We start from the raw sequence: 17,772 nt of genomic DNA, 5'->3' as shown, positions 1-17,772 counted from the left end.
AAAAAAAGCTCATACGCACCCGTTTGCTATATTTGATTATCTTCTATCATATGCAGTTCATAAGTGAAGTAACGCAAAAAAAGAAAATAGCAGAAAAAACTCTTTTATTAGTTGTAATAAAAGAGTCTTTTCTGTCCTGCTATTATTTAACTTTAGCAATAACTTTCCCTTTCACATGGCGTTTTGAAAGCTCTTCTAATGCACTTGGCACTTCTTTTAACGAGATGATGCGCTCAATCATCGGAGCTACTTTCTTCTCTGCTACTAATGCTAAAAGCTCATCGCCCATTTTTGCTAAATCCGCTTGCGCAATCATGTCATCAATGTGGTGTGCAGCATTTAAAGCTACTTCATGATAAGAAATCACCTTTGTAAAAGGCTTTACTTTTGTATAATCAGGTGCACCAGCAATATGTGCTAAATGTCCTCTATAGGCAATCATATCTAAAGAATCCGTTGCGTTCTTTGCGCTCACTGTGTCAAGCACAGCATCTACGCCGCGGCCATTTGTCAGCTCCACTACTTTTTCCACGACGTTTTCCTCGCGATAATCAATTACATAATCAGCTCCTAACGACTTCACATACTCATGATTATGTGCTGAAGCTGATGAGAAAACGGTTTTTCCAGCGTTTTTAGCAAGCTGCACGCCAAAGCCCCCTACGCCTCCAGCTCCTCCGTGAATTAAGATGGTTTGAATATGGTTCATTGGAAGTTTACGAAATAGTGCTTCATACGCCGTGTAACCTGCAGTAGGCAAAGCAGCAGCTTCTTCAAATGTAACAGCATCAGGAATGCGCGAAATTGAATGAGGAGTTGTAACCGCATATTCAGCATATCCGCCTTTTTTCATAAAGTCCCCGTGATAGACAACGCGATCTCCTTTTTTCCAGTCAACTACTCCTTCTCCAACTTCATCAATTGTCCCCGCTACATCTAAACCTAGAATGTGAGGATATGTCCAATGAGGGTTTCCGTTAGTAGCTGTTTTGTAATCTACGGGATTAAGTCCCACTGCGTGAACTTCAACTACTACTTCCCCTTTATTTGGAAGAGGTTTTTCTATTTCTTCTACTTTCATTTCTGTCCATTTATTTTTATCTTGCAATAATAATGCTTTCACAGTCTAACTCTCCTTTCTAAATCATTTGCCTAGCGGTGCTTTTATTATTTTATCTAAAAATGATTTGCTTACTATTTTTATTTTAAAGAGAGCTTGTCTATAATACAAATTAGAAAATAAACGGATATCCATAAATAAATTTATAAGAAAGGATAACATAAATGATTGATTTTGAATGGTATCGTAGCTTTATTAGCATTTACAAATATCGATCCGTTTCTGAAGCAGCCAGAGCGAGGATCTTAACGCAGCCGGCCATGAGTCAGCACTTAGCTGCTTTAGAAGCTGAAATAGGCGAAGATTTATTTATCCGTGCACCGAGAAAGATGATTCCAACAGAAAAAGGTAAAGAACTGTACACGCGTATCGTCCCGTTAATCGAAAGTCTAGAAGCTGCTTCACTCCAAATAAAAATGACCGCTTCTTCTCCCGACGCGCTGCCGGTCGTAAAAATTGGTTCTCCGGTAGAGTATTTTACCGAACAAGCTTTAGAAAGAATAAAAGATGCAGGTATCCGCTGCTACAGCCAGTTTGGTATTGCTTCTGTTTTACTTGAAAAGATACAAAACGACGAAATTGATATTGCTATTACAACCCAAAGATTGCAGATACCAGGAGTCGAATATACGGTCATAGAAGAAGAAGAGTTTGTCTTAACCGTCCCTCCTTCTTTTGAAATTACAGCTAGTAAAGATATAGAAGATTTTTTATACAATCAGCGGTGGATTAGCTATGGCCTTGAACTTCCTATTATCAGGAGATTTTGGCGGCAGCATTTTAAAAAACGACCTGAAATTCAGCCTCATCATGTGATTCCAAATCTTCAAACGGTGTTAAAAGCCATTCAGCATCACATGGGAATCAGCCTGCTTCCCCGCTATTTAATTCAAGAAGCGCTTCGAGAAAAAAAAGTAAAAGTCGAACTTGAACATTTAGCAGTAAAAAATCAGATCTTTCTTGCTTATAAACTTAAGCACCGAGATCATCCTACTATTCAAAAAACGATACGCTCCTTAAAAAAAGAAACCTCTGCAAACTAATCTGCGGAGGTTTCTTTTTTTGACATTTGTTGTGCTGAATCTACTCCTACTAAATCTAAAAAGAAAATAAAAATAGGAATACCAAGAATCAGCCCCCATACGCCCAAGAAGTGTTCACCAAACACTAAAATGATAAACGTAATGAACGTTGGCAAGTTTGTTTTAGATGACATCAGCTTTGGATTTAATACATAGCTTTCAAGTGCGTGAAGTACTACCACCATAATTAATACAGACAGTACTTTTACACCGCCTCCTAAACTGTAAGCGATTGTACAAAGTGGAATGAGTGAAACAAATACCCCAAGAACAGGCACTAACCCTAGTAGAAAGACCATAACGCCAAGCGCAAGCAAATTAGGAAACCCTAACACCCACAGCGCAATAACGGATAAAATGCTGTTTACAAAAGCAATAATAAACTGAACTTCTATTACCTTGCCGAAGGAATTAACAAATTTTCTCCCCAAATAGCCAGCTTCTTTGAAAAACCAGCCCAGCCTAGATTGTTCCAGTTGGACAAATAATCGGTGAATCCGCGACTTTTCAAGTAAAAAGAATAGGCTTAACAAGAGTGCTAAGAAAACTTGTGCACTTACTTTTCCAATATTAGATAAATAGCTGTACACTAAATCAATATTCTGCTGAATATTTTCTGGTGATTTGAATCTCTTTAGATTATCGATAATATAGGTGACGAATGTATTATCAGGGGGGTGCTTGTAAAAATACATCAGCTTCTGTACAAGCTCGGTAACTTGCGTCATAATAACCGGGATATATACATACCCTACAATACCGAGGGCCCCAATCAGTGCGATATAGATGACGATGAGTATAAGCGTTGAATTAAGCGGAAGCTTTCTTCTTAACGTTTGTTGAAGACGACCAATTAAAAAGGTAAAAATAAACGTAAATAACAGCAGCTGAAGCATACTTCTAATGCTGACAAGTAAAACTGTAATGATAATAAGCGTAATGATGCGAACAGTAAGTTTGTTGTGAAGCCAACTTCTTGCAATATTCATGAAACCTTCAATTCTCCTATCTCTCTTTTTCCCAAGTCATTTGTATACATATAAATAAAACGGATACGCTAGACGCTCATATCCGCTTTCGCTATATATAGTGTATCATTTAATATTCAAATTTTACTATATTTCGGCGCTTTTTAGTATGTCTTTATTTTCTCTCCCCTATTCTTTTTCATTTTCCCATACATTATGATAAATTAGCTTGTCTAAATCCCTTCTTTTTTCCCAGTTAGCTTGTTCTAAGATTGGTTTCTCAGGGTATTTATCTGTATAACCAATTGACATGAGCGCTACAGGATCAATATGAGGAGGAATATGTAAAATGTCACGTACATCATTTTTCTTATAAAAACTTACCCACCCCATTGCCAGTCCTTCTGCATATGAAGCAAGCCACATATTTTGAATCGCACATGCAGTTGACATCATATCGGTTTCTGGAATTGAGTTTCTTCCGAGAACATGAGAGCCTCCTCTTGTTGGATCACACGTTACGCAAATAGTTAACGGCGCTTCTTGTAATCCTTGAATCTTTAGCTCTAAAAAATCTTCTTTCTTTTCACCTTCATAATGAATAGCCAGTGCTCTTCTCTCTTTATCTGCTGCCCAGGCAAGTTTATTTTTCACTTCTGTATCAGATACTAATATAAAATTCCAAGGCTGCATAAACCCGACGGAAGGTCCGCTGTGAGCAGCCTGTAGAATGTTATAAACCGTTTCATTAGGAATCTCATCAGACAAAAATGTTCGTACATCTCTTCTTCCGTAAATCGCTTTGTATACCGCTTGCTTTTCGTCGTTTGTAAACGAGTTCATCTTTTTCAACCTCCATTAAACTCTCTTTTTAACTATTTTTCTAAAAAAACATTAAAAAAATGTGATCCAAACTTTATGTTTTCTCGTATTACTATATGAATCTATCATAAAGGAGGTTGCAAACATGTTCAACGGCGTTTTAATGAACTTATTTAACGCGGTAAGCAGTATCATTAACACAATTGGATAATTTGATTGTACATATTTAGTAAGAGAGGAGGCATATTACATGCTTAACGAGGTACTTATGAACTTTTTTAACGCAGTAAGCAGTATCATCAGCACAATCGGATAAAAAAAGCACAAAGAAAAGGGTAACTGCCATTACCACCGTCTTTATGCTTTACTAGTTCAAAATCATATATTTTACAATAAAAAGAACTCTTTGATTAGGAGTTCTTTTTACTTATCCTAACATGTTCCCTTTTATTTGTATATATGCCTTGCCATTTCAACAGATTCATTTATATGTTGCAAGCATACACATAGGTTTGCAGCTCGTAGTGCAGTTCTTTTAAGTCTTCAGCTGCTTGAGTCAATAACTTCTTTCGCTGAGCTGTATACACATCTAGAATAGCTCTTTCTACTTTTACCTTTTCTTCATATAAAATATCTAACTTATCTTCATTTCCTTCAAGGGAAATAGGCTTTAACATAGCAAATTGATAAATGGGTTGTCCATAATCCAATTTTGTTAAAATAGAACCTACTAATACATCCTGCGAGCATTCATATACGAAGTTTAACAGCGTACTTAATTCTTCTAGACGAGAAATATCCAGCTCTGCATTTTCGTTGATCACAGCTCCTATATATTGAAAGCACTCTTCTTCTAACTCATTATAAATAGTTGTGATGCGGTGCAATACTTCATTCAACTTCATAAAGTTCCCCCTTTACACACGCTTCTTGATACAACCATATGACAAAACTTGGTGTTTTATACTAACGAAAAAGCGAGGAATATAAACCTCGCTTCTTCTTTTTACCGATACATACTGGCAATGTCTTCAATAAACATAAGCGGCTCTTCTTCTGTTAGTTGTTTAATTGGAGAATAATCCTCTCCACCAAAACTTTGATCTATGTCTTCAATAAACGAGGAAACTTCTTCCAACTCTTCACGATTAGCCGGCACTTCGTATTTCTGTAATTCTGTGCGGTGCACGACGGATAAAATATGGCGAGGAAATTGCTGCTTCGTTTTTCCAAAACAGTATACCGGCTTGTGTTTCAAAAAGCGCTCTACTTCCTCTTGCCGGTTATAAATGCTTCCATGATCACCCCAAGCTACCACAACCAGTTCAGCATCTTCCACTGCTTTTTGAATATATTCACCTGTTCTTGTTCCAACAGCTTCTTCTTTTGAAAGCATGCGTAAAAACGAAACATGATCGGTTTGATAGCTGAATAAATAAACGATTTCTAAGACTCCAAATCCCCACTTTTGCGCCAGTTCTATGCATTTGGATACAGCTGTATCGTCGCTGTATTCATACGTATTTTCTGGAAATGACAAGATAAACGTAAGTTTACGTTCGTTTACTTCACTCCATTTGCATAATAGAGAGTATTTGTATGTGCCTGTTTCATCAAAAATAACTTCTTTTTTCACTGCTTCCATCCCCCTGCCTTCTTACAATCTTGTTACTTATCTATTGCAAATGAGCTAAGCAGCAATCGTAACCTTGACTGTTAAAAGTTTTATTTTATATGTATTTCAAAATCATGCCTTCATGACAACTTTTCTGCCATTTTTTCAAAAAGCAATTTTTTCTTCTATACATGCTTTTTACAGCTAGTGAACATTCACATATACATCTTTCCTCTTTTCGGACCTCCAGTCAAAATAGATAAAATCAAAAGAATGGTCTATAATAAAGAAATAACCAATGACTTTTTCACTCATGTTTTTGACAGTTACGGATTTTTTCTCAGCAGGTATATTCAAAACTGATCCTCTGAGAAAATAGAAGATAAATTTGTGTAAAGAAAGGATTTTGTAAATGGCTACTACACACACATTTACAAGAGGAGAAGAAATTGCAAATGCGATTACACACGGCATTGGAGCCGTACTCAGCATTGTTGGATTAACGCTTTTAATCGTACTTTCTTCGTTAGAAGGAACGCCTTGGCATGTTATCAGTTTTACTATTTACGGAGTAACCATGCTGCTTCTTTATGTCTCCTCTACGCTTGTCCATAGCTTTCCGGAAGGTAAGGTAAAAGATCTTTTTGAGATATTTGACCACTCTTCTATTTATTTGTTTATTGCCGGTACGTACACTCCATTTTTATTTATCGCAGTAAAAGGAACCACCGGCTGGACACTTTTTGGAATTGTATGGGGCATCGCTCTTGCAGGAATTGTATTCAAAGCTTTTTTTGTGAAGAAATTCCTTTTTATTTCCACCATTCTTTACGTATTTATGGGATGGATGATTGTATTTGCGTGGGATTCGTTAACTCAAAATATTGCCCATCAAGGAATTGTCCTTCTCGTAGTTGGAGGCGTATTGTATACAATCGGAGCCGTTTTTTACGTATGGCGAGGATTTCGTTTTCATCATATGATTTGGCATATGTTTGTTCTTGGCGGGACCGTACTCCACTTTTTAGCAATCATTTTATATGTATTGCCTATAACCAACTAAAAAAGGGCCATAAGGCCCTTTTTTAGTTGGTTATAGAATTCCTTACCACAGTTTTGCCATTTGAGTCACAAGCGTATAGACTCCTAGCACAGCCATAATAACGACCACAAAACCGCCAAAAACGGTAAGCCAAGTCGGATGCTTGTAATCGCCTACTATCTTCTTTTTATAAGCCGCTATAAGCATTGTTCCGAGTGTAATAGGTAAGATTAACCCATTTAATGCTCCAGCTAAAATAAGCAGAGTGACCGGCTGACCAATCGTCAAGAAAACCAGGGTTGAAATCGCAATAAATGCAATGATAATCCAGTTTTCATATTTCTCAATCCTTTTGCTGAAGGATTTAATAAAGGAAACCGATGTATATGCCGAACCAATAACTGAAGTGATAGCCGCTGCTGCCATGACGACACCGAATAATTTATAGCCAATATCCCCTGCGGCTAACTGAAAAACAGAGGCAGGTGGATTATCAGGATTCAGTTTTAACCCTTGACTCAACACACCTAATGTCGCTAAAAACAGAAAAATTCGAATGATCGAAGCAATCGTAATGCCGGATACTGCTCCTCTTGTTACTTCAGGAATCGCGGCTTTTCCTTTAATTCCTGCATCTAATAAACGGTGACCTCCTGCAAACGTAATGTATCCTCCTACCGTTCCTCCTACAAGCGTAACAATCGCCATTACGTCAATGTTATCCGGCCAAAATGTTTTAGAGACTGCTTCTCCTACTGGGGGAGCGGACGAAATAGCCACATACACCATTAAAATAATTAATATTCCGCCCATTAATTGAGCAAAACGATCCATTAATTTTCCGGCTTCTTTGATTAAAAAAATTGCGATAGAAATGATGGCTGTAATGACTGCACCCGCTTTAGGAGAAATGCCAAATAGCGCATTGAAACCAAGACCCGCGCCTCCTACGTTTCCAATATTAAATGCTAAGCCTCCGATTACAATTAAAATAGCAATAAATAAGCCGAGACCTGGCAAAACACTGTTAGCGATATCCTGTGCTCTTTTTTCTGAAACGGCAATAATACGCCATACGTTTAGCTGAACGCCAATGTCTAATAAAATCGACAGTAAAATGACAAAACCAAAACTTGCGGCGAGAGCTTGTGTAAAGACCGTTGTTTGAGTTAAAAAACCTGGACCCACTGCTGAAGTAGCCATTAAAAATGCTGCTCCGAGCAGCACGCTCCAGTTGCGTTCTTTTTTCATGATGTCACCTCATTGTGGTTGAATAATGATTTGTTCTTCTTTTAGCTTGTCACAAATAGCTTTGGCAAATTCAACAGCATGTGCACCGTCTCCATGAATACAAACGGTATCTGCTTGAATGGGAATCTCTTCATTTTGCACAGTGAACACTTTCTTTTCTTTGACCATTTTAATTACTTGAGAAATAGCCGCTTCTTCATCTTTAATTACGGCGTTTTCAACGTTTCTCGGCGTCAGCATGCCGTTCTGTTGATAGGTTCGATCTGCAAATACTTCCTGAGACGTACGCAAGCCCATTTCGTTTCCGGCTTTAATCAATTCACTTCCAGCCAAACCATATAGAATAGCTTCCTCACTGACATTATAAACAGCTTCAGCAATAGCTTTAGCTATGTCTCGATCCCCTGCAGCCATATTATATAAAGCGCCATGAGGTTTTACGTGATGAAGGGTCCCTCCTTCTGCACGTATAAAAGCTGAAAGAGCCCCCATTTGATATACCATTAAATCATAAGCTTCTCGAGGCGTAATTTTCATATATCTACGTCCAAATCCAGCTAAATCTTGCAATCCGGGGTGCGCGCCAATCGCCACATTTTCACTCAAAGCCAGTTTTACTGTTTCTCTCATAACCGAAGGATCTCCGGCATGAAAGCCACAAGCAATGTTTGCTGACGTTACATAGCGTAAAATTTCTTTATCATTTCCTAATCTATAGTTCCCAAAGCTCTCCCCTAAGTCACAGTTCAAATCAACAGTAGCCATCTTCTTCCCCCTTATATTTTCATTCGAAGTGCTCTTTTAATATGATTTATTTTCTTTTCCTGCTCCATATATAAATGCTGCGCTTCATCCAGTGAAATTGCTTGAAAAGAAACCTTTTTCCCTGGAGAAATTTGCGCCAGCGCTGAAAAATCTGCAGTTGCTACCTGTCCGATTCTAGGATATCCTCCTGTCGTTTGATGATCTGCTAATAAAACAATGGGCTGTCCTTCTTTTGGTACTTGAATCGTACCGAACGTCACAGCGCTAGAGAGCAGCTCTTTTTCTTGACCAAGGACTAATTTCTTCCCTTTTAGCCTATAGCCCATTCGGTCAGATTGAGGGGTAACGTCAAATTCTTGCTGAAAGAAATGTTGTTGACTTTCTTTCGTAAACCAATCAAATTCCGCACCTTTCATCGTGCGGATAATAGGCGTCTCGTATGAAGGAAGAAGTTTAGGATGAATCGTCCAAAAAGCCTGCTGAAAAGAGCGGTCCGTTTGCTTTTTCACCAGTTTCTTTATAATTGCTTCCCCTGTTTCTGTAGGAGGGTGGCTTAATACTTCGTCTCCTGACTGTAATGCTTTACCGTTCAGCCCGCCTATCCGAGCGCGAAGTGAAGTAGATGTACTTCCCATAACTGCAGGAATATTAAAAGCACCGGAAACCGATAAATAAGAACGGCACCCTAAAGTCGGAACACCAAACTGTAGCACGCTCCCTTTTTTTACATATAAAGGCCGCCACATCTTTACGGCTTCATCATTAACAGTTGGCGATAAATCCCCTCCTGTCAGGGCAATCAAAGCATCTTGCTGAAATTCAATTTTTGGTCCCATTAACGTAATTTCAATAGCCGGCTGATTTTCTTGATTTCCTACTAATAAGTTGGCAATCCTTAAAGCAACTTTGTCCATTGCCCCGCTGACAATCATGCCGTCCTTTTGATATCCATGTCTGCCTATATCTTGAATCGTTGTTAATAAACCGGGACGTATCACTTTAATACTAATCTTCATCCACCTCCTTTTGTGCTTCATATTCCGTTTCAGAAATGGAAACAAATCGGATACGATCACCTGCTTGAAGCAAGCTTGGCGAATCTTTTTTTTGGTTAAATAGTGTAAGAGGAGTACGCCCGATTAACTGCCATCCTCCAGGTGTCTCAATTGGGTACACGCCGGTTTGCATTCCTGCGATGCCAACTGACCCTTTTGGGATGCTGTTTCTCGGTGATTCTTTTCTTGGAGTCGCAATTTCTTCGCTCATTCCTCCCAAGTAAGGAAAACCAGGAGCAAAGCCTATCATATACACCAAATATTCTCCGTTTGTATGAATGGAGATAACTTCATCAGGCGTTAATGAATGAAAAGCAGCTACTTTCTCTAAGTCCGGGCCGTACTTTCCTCCGTAACACACCGGAATTTCAATTTGTCTAGCGACCGCTTCAGATTTTTCTTCCTGGCGGAAAAGCAGTTCTTCAATATATGTAGACATTGCTGTGTAAGGATTTCTTCTTCCTTTTTCACTCATTATCCAAGGATCATAATAGATTGTAACTGTTGTAAAAGCCGGCACATATTCAATCATTCCCTTACATAATGATTGCTCTAGCACCTCAGTAAATTGCTGAATACGTTTATGTATGCCGAAATTAATTTCGTCTCCAAATGAAACGACAATGCCGCTGTCACCAAGAGGATAAAGTCGATAATCGTTACTCATTCCGTCTCCCCCTTTTTACTTAGTATTGTTTGAGCAGCTCCCTTTAATGCTGTAGTTAGATACATTCATTAGAATTACTAATGGAATTGTTGTTTTCAAATAACAATTTCTTATATATCTAATAAAAAAAGAACAATAAATCTCTATCCTGTATGGATAACATTATACAAATATAAAATAATCTTATGTTCTACTAAAACAAACTCCAAAGAAAAATTCAACCTTTTTAAAATTTTATCGTCAAAAGGATCACGTTTTTTCAATTTTCCCCATAAAAAAACTGCCTTGTTTTTTATACCAAAGCAGTTTTTTTGTAAAAATCTACAAAAAGGAAAAACTCATGGGCAGTGAACCATTATATACCTCTGCGAGCAAAATCCACAAAACGAAACTTATCAAGACGATGACGTGATTCCGTATATTGAAAAAGGCTTGCATCTTCTAGATACACATAGTTTCTTACTACCACAATATGTTCATAGTCTTTTAAATCTAAGTAACACTTATCTTCGTCCGTCAGCTCGTCAACGGAAATTTCTTTTTTGGCAAAGCTTATTTTCAGCCCAAGATCTTTTTCTAAGTATTCATAAATAGAGCCTTTGCATATGTCTTTTGTGAGGTGAGGAACATACTTTTTATGAAAAAAATCTTTATCTAAAATAATTTTTTCTCCATCGATTTCACGCGCTCGAACTACTTTCCATATGAGATCTTTTTTCGTCGCCCCAAGCTGTGTGCACAGATCTTGATCGGCCTTGACTAATTCAAACTCTTTTACAATAGTAGTCGATGTATGTCCTAGCTTTTCCGCGACTTCTTTGAAGCTTACAAGTCCTGACACTGGAAAATCAAAGCGTGATACGTCCAATACAAAAGAGCCTTTTCCTTTCATTTTTTGAATGTACCCATTTTGTGAAAGTAAATTTAACGCTTTCCGTATCGTTTCACGAGACGTTTGATACTGTTCAACAAGCTCATTTTCAGAAGGAAGTTTTGTATTAGGACGCCAGTCACCACGTTTAATTTTATCGACTAACTGTTCGTAAATGCTGATAAATTTATTTTCTTTCAATTGCCATCACCTATTTTACTTTCTATATATACCCAATTGTATAAAAAGAACGATAGATTGTCACCCATCGTTCTTTTTACTTTTTTCTCTATTTTTTTAAATGATACACGATTGATTCATACGGCCGAAGTAAGACTCGCTTGAATTCCTTTGATGAATCTTCGTAGTTAGACAGCAATATTTCACTATAATATCCTTCAAAAGTTATATCTTCTGGCAGTTCAAAGGCTGTTTCGCTGCCGTAGAAATTATTTATCACCAACAGCTTTTCATCTGCTCCATTTCGGATATAAGCGAAAATCTGCTCGTCTTCTCCAAGAATCAATTCATAGTTTCCATAGGTGATAATCTCGTACTGCTTGCGTAATGCAATAAGCTTTTGATAAAAATAAAAAATTGAATCTTCATCATCTAACGCTTTTTCTACATTAATTTCACGGTAGTTATCGGCCGGATTAATCCATGGCTTTCCTTTTGTAAAACCTGCATTTGGCTCATCGCTCCATTGCACCGGTGTACGGGAATTATCTCTTGATTTATGTTTTAAAATCTCCAAAATTTCATTTTCGTCCATTCCTTGTGCACGTTTTATCTCATACACATTTAATGACTCCACATCTCTATATTCATCAATAGAGGAAAACTTCGGGTTTGTCATACCTATTTCTTCCCCTTGATAAATATAAGGTGTTCCCTGCATCAGATGAATCGTTGCAGCGAGCATTTTGGCAGATTTATTATGATAGAGTTCATCGTTTCCATAGCGGGAAACAACGCGAGGCTGATCATGGTTGCACCAAAATAGTGCATTCCATCCCCCTCCTTTATTCATCTCCGTTTGCCAAGTTGATAGAATCTCTTTTAATTTAATGAAATCAAAATCTGCTAGCGCCCACTTTTCTCCGTTTGGGTAATCGACTTTCAAATGATGAAAATTAAACGTCATGCTAAGCTCGCCCCGGTCCGGATGAGAATATTGAATACAGTGGTCAACAGTTGTCGACGACATTTCCCCAACGGTCATGCTATCGTATTTTGAAAAAACTTCTTGATTCATTTCTCGCATATATTCGTGAACGCGAGGACCGTCGGTATAAAATTTTCGTCCATCTCCTGGCGCGATAGAACCATCATCATCTAAAAAACGCTGATCTTTTGAAATTAAGTTAATAACGTCCAGACGAAATCCATCTACTCCTTTTTCAAGCCAAAACGTCATCATATCGTACACGCTGCGGCGCACACGCTCATTTTCCCAGTTCAAATCTGCTTGCGTGACATCAAACAAATGCAGATAGGATTGTTCTGTCAACTTATCATGCTCCCACGCCGAACCTCCAAATTTTGAAATCCAATTCGTCGGAGCACTTCCATCTTCTTTTTGATCTTTCCAAATATAAAAATCTCTGTACGGGTTATCTTTCGATTTTTTAGCTTCTTGAAACCATTCATGTTCAGTTGACGTATGATTAACAACAATATCCATGATGATTTTAAGATCCCGCTTATGCGCTTCTGTTACTAAACGATCAAAGTCCTCCATTGTTCCGTATTCTTCTTGAATAACAAAATAATCACTTATATCATATCCATTATCCCGCTGCGGCGATTTATAAATTGGCGTTAGCCACACAACGTCTACCCCGAGCTTTTTCAAATAATCTAGCTTTTCAATAATGCCTGCTATATCACCAACGCCGTTGCCAGTCGTATCGTAAAAGCTTTTTGGATAAATTTGATAGACAACCGATTTTTCCCACCAAGGTTCTTGCATTTTTAACACCACCATTTAATTCTTTGAATTATGTTGAAACGAGTCTGTACCCGCGACAGTTGATGTAACGGTTGATTTTTTCTGAAGCTTTCCAAGCGTTAACGTTAAAAGAAACGGCACCACAATTACGATTACCATTCCAATAATAAAAGCTGACCAGCTCTGTGGAACAATTGATAACGGAGCAGGGATACCACCAATTCCCACCGATGCCGCTTTCACTCCCGCCATGGATATGACGACACCGGCAATAGCTGAACCAATCACTGCAGAAATAAAAGCAAATCTAAAGCGTAAATTCACACCAAACATTGCAGGCTCCGTAATGCCAAGCCACGCTGAAATCCCTGACGTTAAAGACAGTCCTTTTAATTTCTCATCGTCTTTTGAAAGAACCATTATCGCGAAAGCCGCAGAGCCTTGGGCAATATTAGATAATGCTACCATTGGCCATAAGAACGTACTTCCTACGCTTCCAATCAGCTGTAAATCTACGGCCAAAAATGTATGGTGCATGCCTGTAATAACAAGAGGAGCGTATAAGCCTCCGTATACAAGCCCTCCAATAAATGGAGCCGTTTTAAACAGCCATACAACTGCACCTGTAATAACATTTCCTATTGCAAATGTAATCGGACCAATCACAATGAAAGCGAGAAACCCTGTCACTAAAAGAGCTACAGGCGCTACAATTAAAAGCTGAAAACCATCTGGTATTCGTTTTCGTAAAAACAATTCGATTTTTGCTAACACAAACGAAGCAGCTAACACAGGTAAAACCTGCCCTTGATAGCCAACTTTCTCAACTTGCAGACCAAATAAATTCCACGTATCGATACTTCCTTTTTTTAATGCTTCTCCATAAGACCAGGCATTTAGCAAATCAGGATGTACCAGCATGAGCCCAAGGACAATTCCAAATAAAGGACTTCCTCCAAAACGCGTAACAGCTGACCATCCAATAAGAGCCGGCAGAAATGCAAAAGCCGTATTGGCAATTAAATTAATCATGCTCGCGAAGTCTTTCCACTGTGTATGAACATCTACGATTGATTTATCATCGTAAAAAATTCCGGCTCCTGTTAATACATTATTGATTCCCATTAATAAACCCGCGGTTACGATGGCCGGTAAAATGGGAATAAAAATGTCAGCTAATGTTTTTATTGCGCGCTGCAGCGGATTTAAGTTTTTAGCCGCTTCGTTTTTCACTTCCTCTTTTGACAGTTCACCTATCCCTGTAAGCGCCACCATTTCTTTATATACTTTATCAACCGTGCCTTGACCAATAACAACTTGAAACTGGCCGTTTGTAGAAAAAGATCCTTTTACTAATTCGTGCTCATCTAGCATACTTTGATTGACTTTACCTTCATCTTTTAAAACAAGTCGAAGACGCGTTACACAATGCGTTGCAGCAGAGATATTTTCTTTTCCACCAACGGCTTCTACAATGCGTTCAACAGATTCTCGATTCATGTCTTTTCCCCCTTGTTTCCGTTTTCATTTTATTCCTATATTTCCTATCCCCCCATATAAATCTCACCGAAAACCTGTATATACAAGTTTTATGTTTTTATTCTAACCTGTATATACAGGTTCGTCAACAAAAATAAAATTACTTCTTTTTCATTTCATGATATAGTCAAAAAGCGAAGTATATAGAAGGAGACGTTACAATGCTGCAAGTAAGATTAATGGGAAAACAAGAAGAAATTAATGAAGCGATCAAACAGTTTGAACAGAACTACCATATAGAACATCAGTCAAAAGAATATACGCGAAGCGCTAATCCAAAGTATGAGCGCAAAAAAGATACTCGGGTGTATCTTTCAATGCATTTAAAGGATAAATAAAAAGAACAAGAGCATGCTATGCTCTTGTTCTTTTTATTTTATATCGAAACAATTTGATGGGAATGATAGTTCTCAGGATCCGTAACTTTTTTTGTTAACTGAATTATTTTTCGTAATTCATCAATTGGAACTTGCCCAGGAGCCGAGCTGCTTTTCCCTACAGCGAAAGTAACAGAAGAGCCGTACATCCACCCGACGATTCGGCTAATAGCTCCTAACCCTCCCATCGACATGGTAATGAGAGGAATGCTGAGCTCTTTTTCAGCCTCTCTTGTAGCTTCTAATAAAGTTAAAACATCTTGATTGTTCTGAGGCATGACAGCTGCTTTCGCTGCATCTGCTCCGTAAAATTCAGCTAGAAATAAGCTTTTAAAAATTTCCGCTTTAGGAGGCGTAAAAGAAAAATTATGATAAGAAAGCACAAGTTTCTTGTTATTTTCCTTGGAAACTTCACGCAAATAGCGGATGTGATCCGGCTGGTTTGATACTTCAAAATCAATAATTGCTACATATGGATGCTTACATACCTCTGCAAGTATGGCTACTACTTCCTTTTCTGATAAGGAAATAGGCTGCCCCCCCTCTTTTTGAGAACGTACAGTAAGCAAAATAGGAGTGCGCTCACTATTTTCATATATATCTTTAGCTGCAGAAAGGACGCTGTTTATATCTTGAATTTCTTCGTAAAAATCTAAGCGCCATTCAATTATATCCGGTTTTTTTAATAGAATTTCCGCTAGCTCTGTTAAAAGCTCTTTGCGATCTTTGCCCACTAAAGGCGTACAAATAGATGGAGAATGAGTTCCTTCTCCTCGTTCTAACATAGGAACAGCTCCTTTTTATCAAAGTTAAATGTTTCCTTTTTCATTTCAGCATTTGTTCCATACTTGTTAAACAGATACATGGTGTACTTTCTTATCCGGTGAGTAAATATCCATGATGTTCCAATGTCCTGACGTTGGTACAGGATTGTTTAACATCGCTACATCAATTACAACTGGTTTATTAGAAGCAATAGCTCTTTGAAGTGCCGGTTTAAACTCTTCGGCTGACTGAATTTTTATACCTTCTACTCCATAAGCTTTAGCGATACTTGCAAAGTCAGGAGAATATACCTCTCCATCTTTTTCAAATACCGTGCCTAGAGTGGTTCCAAAATGTGCTTTTTGCAGCCCAGCGATCGTACCAAACGCAAAGTTATTCATAATGATCCAAACCACAGGAATATTCTCTTCGGCTGCCGTAGCAAGCACAGCTGGATTTTGGCCGAATCCCCCGTCTCCTACTAGAGAAACAACTACTTTATCAGGCTGAGCTACCTTTGCTCCTAAAGCTGCCGGCGCTCCAAATCCCATTGTGGCAAAACCTCCTGGAGTTAATATACTTCCAGCTTCATAGATTGGAAACTGCTGTCCTACCCCATTCTTATTCCAGCCTACATCAGTAGTAATATAGGCATCTTTCGGCAGGACTTCACGAACTTCATTTAAAATTCGCTGCGGCTGCATTGGGAATGAATTGTCGTGAATATACTCTTCATTGCTAGCTTTAAACTCTTCACGATAAGAAGCAATCTCTTTGATTAATGCTTCGTTTTTTACTCCTTCCGGAATAAGCTGTTTAGCCACGCGATTTAAGACTTTAAGGGCTTGTTTTAAATCAGCCACTACACCAATTTCGGCAGGATAATTACGCCCTATCTCGCTAGGATCAATATCAATATGAATCAATTTTGTTTGTGAAAAATCAAACGTATATTCCGGCTCCCAGGAGCTAGAATCTGCTTCTGCAAATCGTGTTCCTAATGCTAAAATATAATCGGCAGTCCGACACTTTTCATTAATAAACTTCGTGCCCCAAAAACCAGTCATCCCTAGAGTCAAGTCATGATCATCTGGAAGTGCTCCTTTGCCCATTAAGGAGTGGGCTACTGGAATGTTCAAGTGATCCACAAGCTCTTTTAATTCATTTGCTGCATCTGCTAATAGGATACCTCCGCCTACATATAACACTGGATTTTTGGCGTTAATTAATTTTTGTACAATACTCTTTGCCGTTTCATCATCGATAGAAGGTTTTTGCAAAGATTTCGTTTGGCGATGCAATCGATCAAATAAAGAAACATCGATCTTTTTTGAAAAGATATCCATAGGTACAGATACTAATACGGGGCCGGGATTCCCACTTTCTGCCAATAAAAATGCTTTCTCTAATATTTCGGGAAATAAATCTGGACGGTCCACTCTCCATGCACGCTTAACGAATGGACGATAAATTTCATATTGCGAAGCATCAGCATGTAAATTTACCTCTTGATGCGGATGCTTTCCATAATAATGAGTAGGAACATCACCAGCGATGACAACCATTGGAATTGAATCTAACGCTGCATTGGCTACGCCTGTAGCAGCATTTGTTAAGCCAGGACCTAAGTGACTTAATACTACTGCTGCTTTTTTCGTCACACGTGCATAGCCATCAGCTGCATGCGCTGCAATTTGTTCGTGTCGAACGTTGATAAATTTAATTTTGCTTTCTTCTAAGGCTGTTAGTACCGCTATGTTTGTATGACCACACAAACCAAAAATATGCTCGATGCCTCGTTCCTCAAGATAATTTACTAATTGATGTGATATTAATTTTTCCATTGTATATCCTCCTTTAAATTCACTATATATTTTGT

Annotated in this window: 17 protein-coding genes; 3 read left to right on the top strand and 14 right to left on the bottom strand. The window is 38.3% G+C overall.

Annotated elements, in window-relative coordinates; all coding sequences use genetic code 11:
- Positions 1-142: 142 nt before the first annotated feature.
- Complete coding sequence (locus LIS78_RS04970; protein ID WP_252284719.1) at positions 143-1,123, bottom strand: zinc-binding dehydrogenase; 981 nt, start codon at positions 1,121-1,123, stop codon at positions 143-145.
- 161 nt (positions 1,124-1,284) lie between these two features.
- Between LIS78_RS04970 and LIS78_RS04965 the strand changes: the two genes are divergently transcribed.
- The gene (locus LIS78_RS04965; protein ID WP_195781023.1) at positions 1,285-2,163 is read left to right on the top strand and encodes a LysR family transcriptional regulator; all 879 of its coding nucleotides are present in this window, start codon (positions 1,285-1,287) and stop codon (positions 2,161-2,163) included.
- On the opposite strand, the gene LIS78_RS04960 is transcribed toward LIS78_RS04965, so the two are convergent.
- The 4 genes from LIS78_RS04960 to LIS78_RS04945 all read right to left on the bottom strand — a co-directional run bounded on the left by LIS78_RS04960 (position 2,160) and on the right by LIS78_RS04945 (position 5,637).
- Positions 2,160-3,191, bottom strand: coding sequence for an AI-2E family transporter (locus LIS78_RS04960; RefSeq protein ID WP_116074567.1), 1,032 nt, complete (start codon positions 3,189-3,191; stop codon positions 2,160-2,162). The genes LIS78_RS04965 and LIS78_RS04960 overlap by 4 nt on opposite strands.
- 168 nt (positions 3,192-3,359) lie before the next feature.
- Positions 3,360-4,013 (bottom strand): 5,6-dimethylbenzimidazole synthase, encoded by a 654-nt coding sequence (gene bluB / locus LIS78_RS04955; protein ID WP_116074569.1) that lies wholly within the window; start codon positions 4,011-4,013, stop codon positions 3,360-3,362.
- Between the two features lie 464 nt (positions 4,014-4,477).
- A complete protein-coding gene (locus LIS78_RS04950; RefSeq protein ID WP_014461339.1) occupies positions 4,478-4,897 on the bottom strand; it encodes a hypothetical protein in 420 nt (139 codons plus the stop codon).
- Positions 4,898-4,998: 101 nt separating this feature from the next.
- Positions 4,999-5,637: a DUF1643 domain-containing protein gene (locus LIS78_RS04945; RefSeq protein WP_229754487.1), complete on the bottom strand. Its 639-nt coding sequence runs from the start codon at positions 5,635-5,637 to the stop codon at positions 4,999-5,001.
- 382 nt (positions 5,638-6,019) lie between these two features.
- Here LIS78_RS04945 and trhA point away from each other — a divergent pair, with 382 nt between their 5' ends.
- The gene (trhA, locus tag LIS78_RS04940) at positions 6,020-6,670 is read left to right on the top strand and encodes a PAQR family membrane homeostasis protein TrhA (RefSeq protein ID WP_014461342.1); all 651 of its coding nucleotides are present in this window, start codon (positions 6,020-6,022) and stop codon (positions 6,668-6,670) included.
- 42 nt (positions 6,671-6,712) lie between these two features.
- On the opposite strand, the gene LIS78_RS04935 is transcribed toward trhA, so the two are convergent.
- From LIS78_RS04935 to treP, 7 genes are all read right to left on the bottom strand, one after another.
- Entirely contained in the window at positions 6,713-7,900 is a 1,188-nt protein-coding gene (locus LIS78_RS04935; protein WP_252284718.1) for an NRAMP family divalent metal transporter, read from the bottom strand.
- A 9-nt stretch (positions 7,901-7,909) separates the two neighbouring features.
- Positions 7,910-8,665: a LamB/YcsF family protein gene (locus LIS78_RS04930; RefSeq protein WP_195781026.1), complete on the bottom strand. Its 756-nt coding sequence runs from the start codon at positions 8,663-8,665 to the stop codon at positions 7,910-7,912.
- An 11-nt stretch (positions 8,666-8,676) separates the two neighbouring features.
- Entirely contained in the window at positions 8,677-9,675 is a 999-nt protein-coding gene (locus tag LIS78_RS04925; protein ID WP_195783321.1) for a 5-oxoprolinase subunit C family protein, read from the bottom strand.
- Positions 9,671-10,387 carry a 5-oxoprolinase subunit PxpB gene (gene pxpB / locus LIS78_RS04920; RefSeq protein ID WP_252284717.1) on the bottom strand — a complete coding sequence of 239 codons (717 nt, stop codon included), beginning with the start codon at positions 10,385-10,387 and terminating at the stop codon, positions 9,671-9,673. Before pxpB ends, LIS78_RS04925 begins: the two co-directional genes overlap by 5 nt.
- A 355-nt stretch (positions 10,388-10,742) precedes the next feature.
- Positions 10,743-11,459 (bottom strand): trehalose operon repressor, encoded by a 717-nt coding sequence (treR, locus tag LIS78_RS04915; RefSeq protein ID WP_013055666.1) that lies wholly within the window; start codon positions 11,457-11,459, stop codon positions 10,743-10,745.
- 88 nt (positions 11,460-11,547) lie between these two features.
- Positions 11,548-13,233: an alpha,alpha-phosphotrehalase gene (treC, locus tag LIS78_RS04910; protein ID WP_252284716.1), complete on the bottom strand. Its 1,686-nt coding sequence runs from the start codon at positions 13,231-13,233 to the stop codon at positions 11,548-11,550.
- Positions 13,234-13,248: 15 nt separating this feature from the next.
- Entirely contained in the window at positions 13,249-14,712 is a 1,464-nt protein-coding gene (gene treP / locus LIS78_RS04905; RefSeq protein WP_195781030.1) for a PTS system trehalose-specific EIIBC component, read from the bottom strand.
- Positions 14,713-14,912: 200 nt separating this feature from the next.
- Here treP and LIS78_RS04900 point away from each other — a divergent pair, with 200 nt between their 5' ends.
- Complete coding sequence (locus tag LIS78_RS04900; RefSeq protein WP_013081969.1) at positions 14,913-15,089, top strand: YvzF family protein; 177 nt, start codon at positions 14,913-14,915, stop codon at positions 15,087-15,089.
- Positions 15,090-15,127: 38 nt separating this feature from the next.
- On the opposite strand, the gene aroD is transcribed toward LIS78_RS04900, so the two are convergent.
- Positions 15,128-15,913 (bottom strand): type I 3-dehydroquinate dehydratase, encoded by a 786-nt coding sequence (gene aroD, locus LIS78_RS04895; RefSeq protein ID WP_195781031.1) that lies wholly within the window; start codon positions 15,911-15,913, stop codon positions 15,128-15,130.
- 66 nt (positions 15,914-15,979) lie between these two features.
- Positions 15,980-17,737, bottom strand: a complete 1,758-nt coding sequence (locus tag LIS78_RS04890) for a thiamine pyrophosphate-binding protein (RefSeq protein WP_209151051.1) — start codon at positions 17,735-17,737, stop codon at positions 15,980-15,982.
- Positions 17,738-17,772 lie beyond the last annotated feature (35 nt).

The organism is Priestia megaterium (genome assembly GCF_023824195.1).
GTDB classification, from domain to species: Bacteria; Bacillota; Bacilli; order Bacillales; family Bacillaceae_H; genus Priestia; species Priestia megaterium_D.
This window is presented reverse-complemented; position numbering and strand designations above follow the sequence as displayed.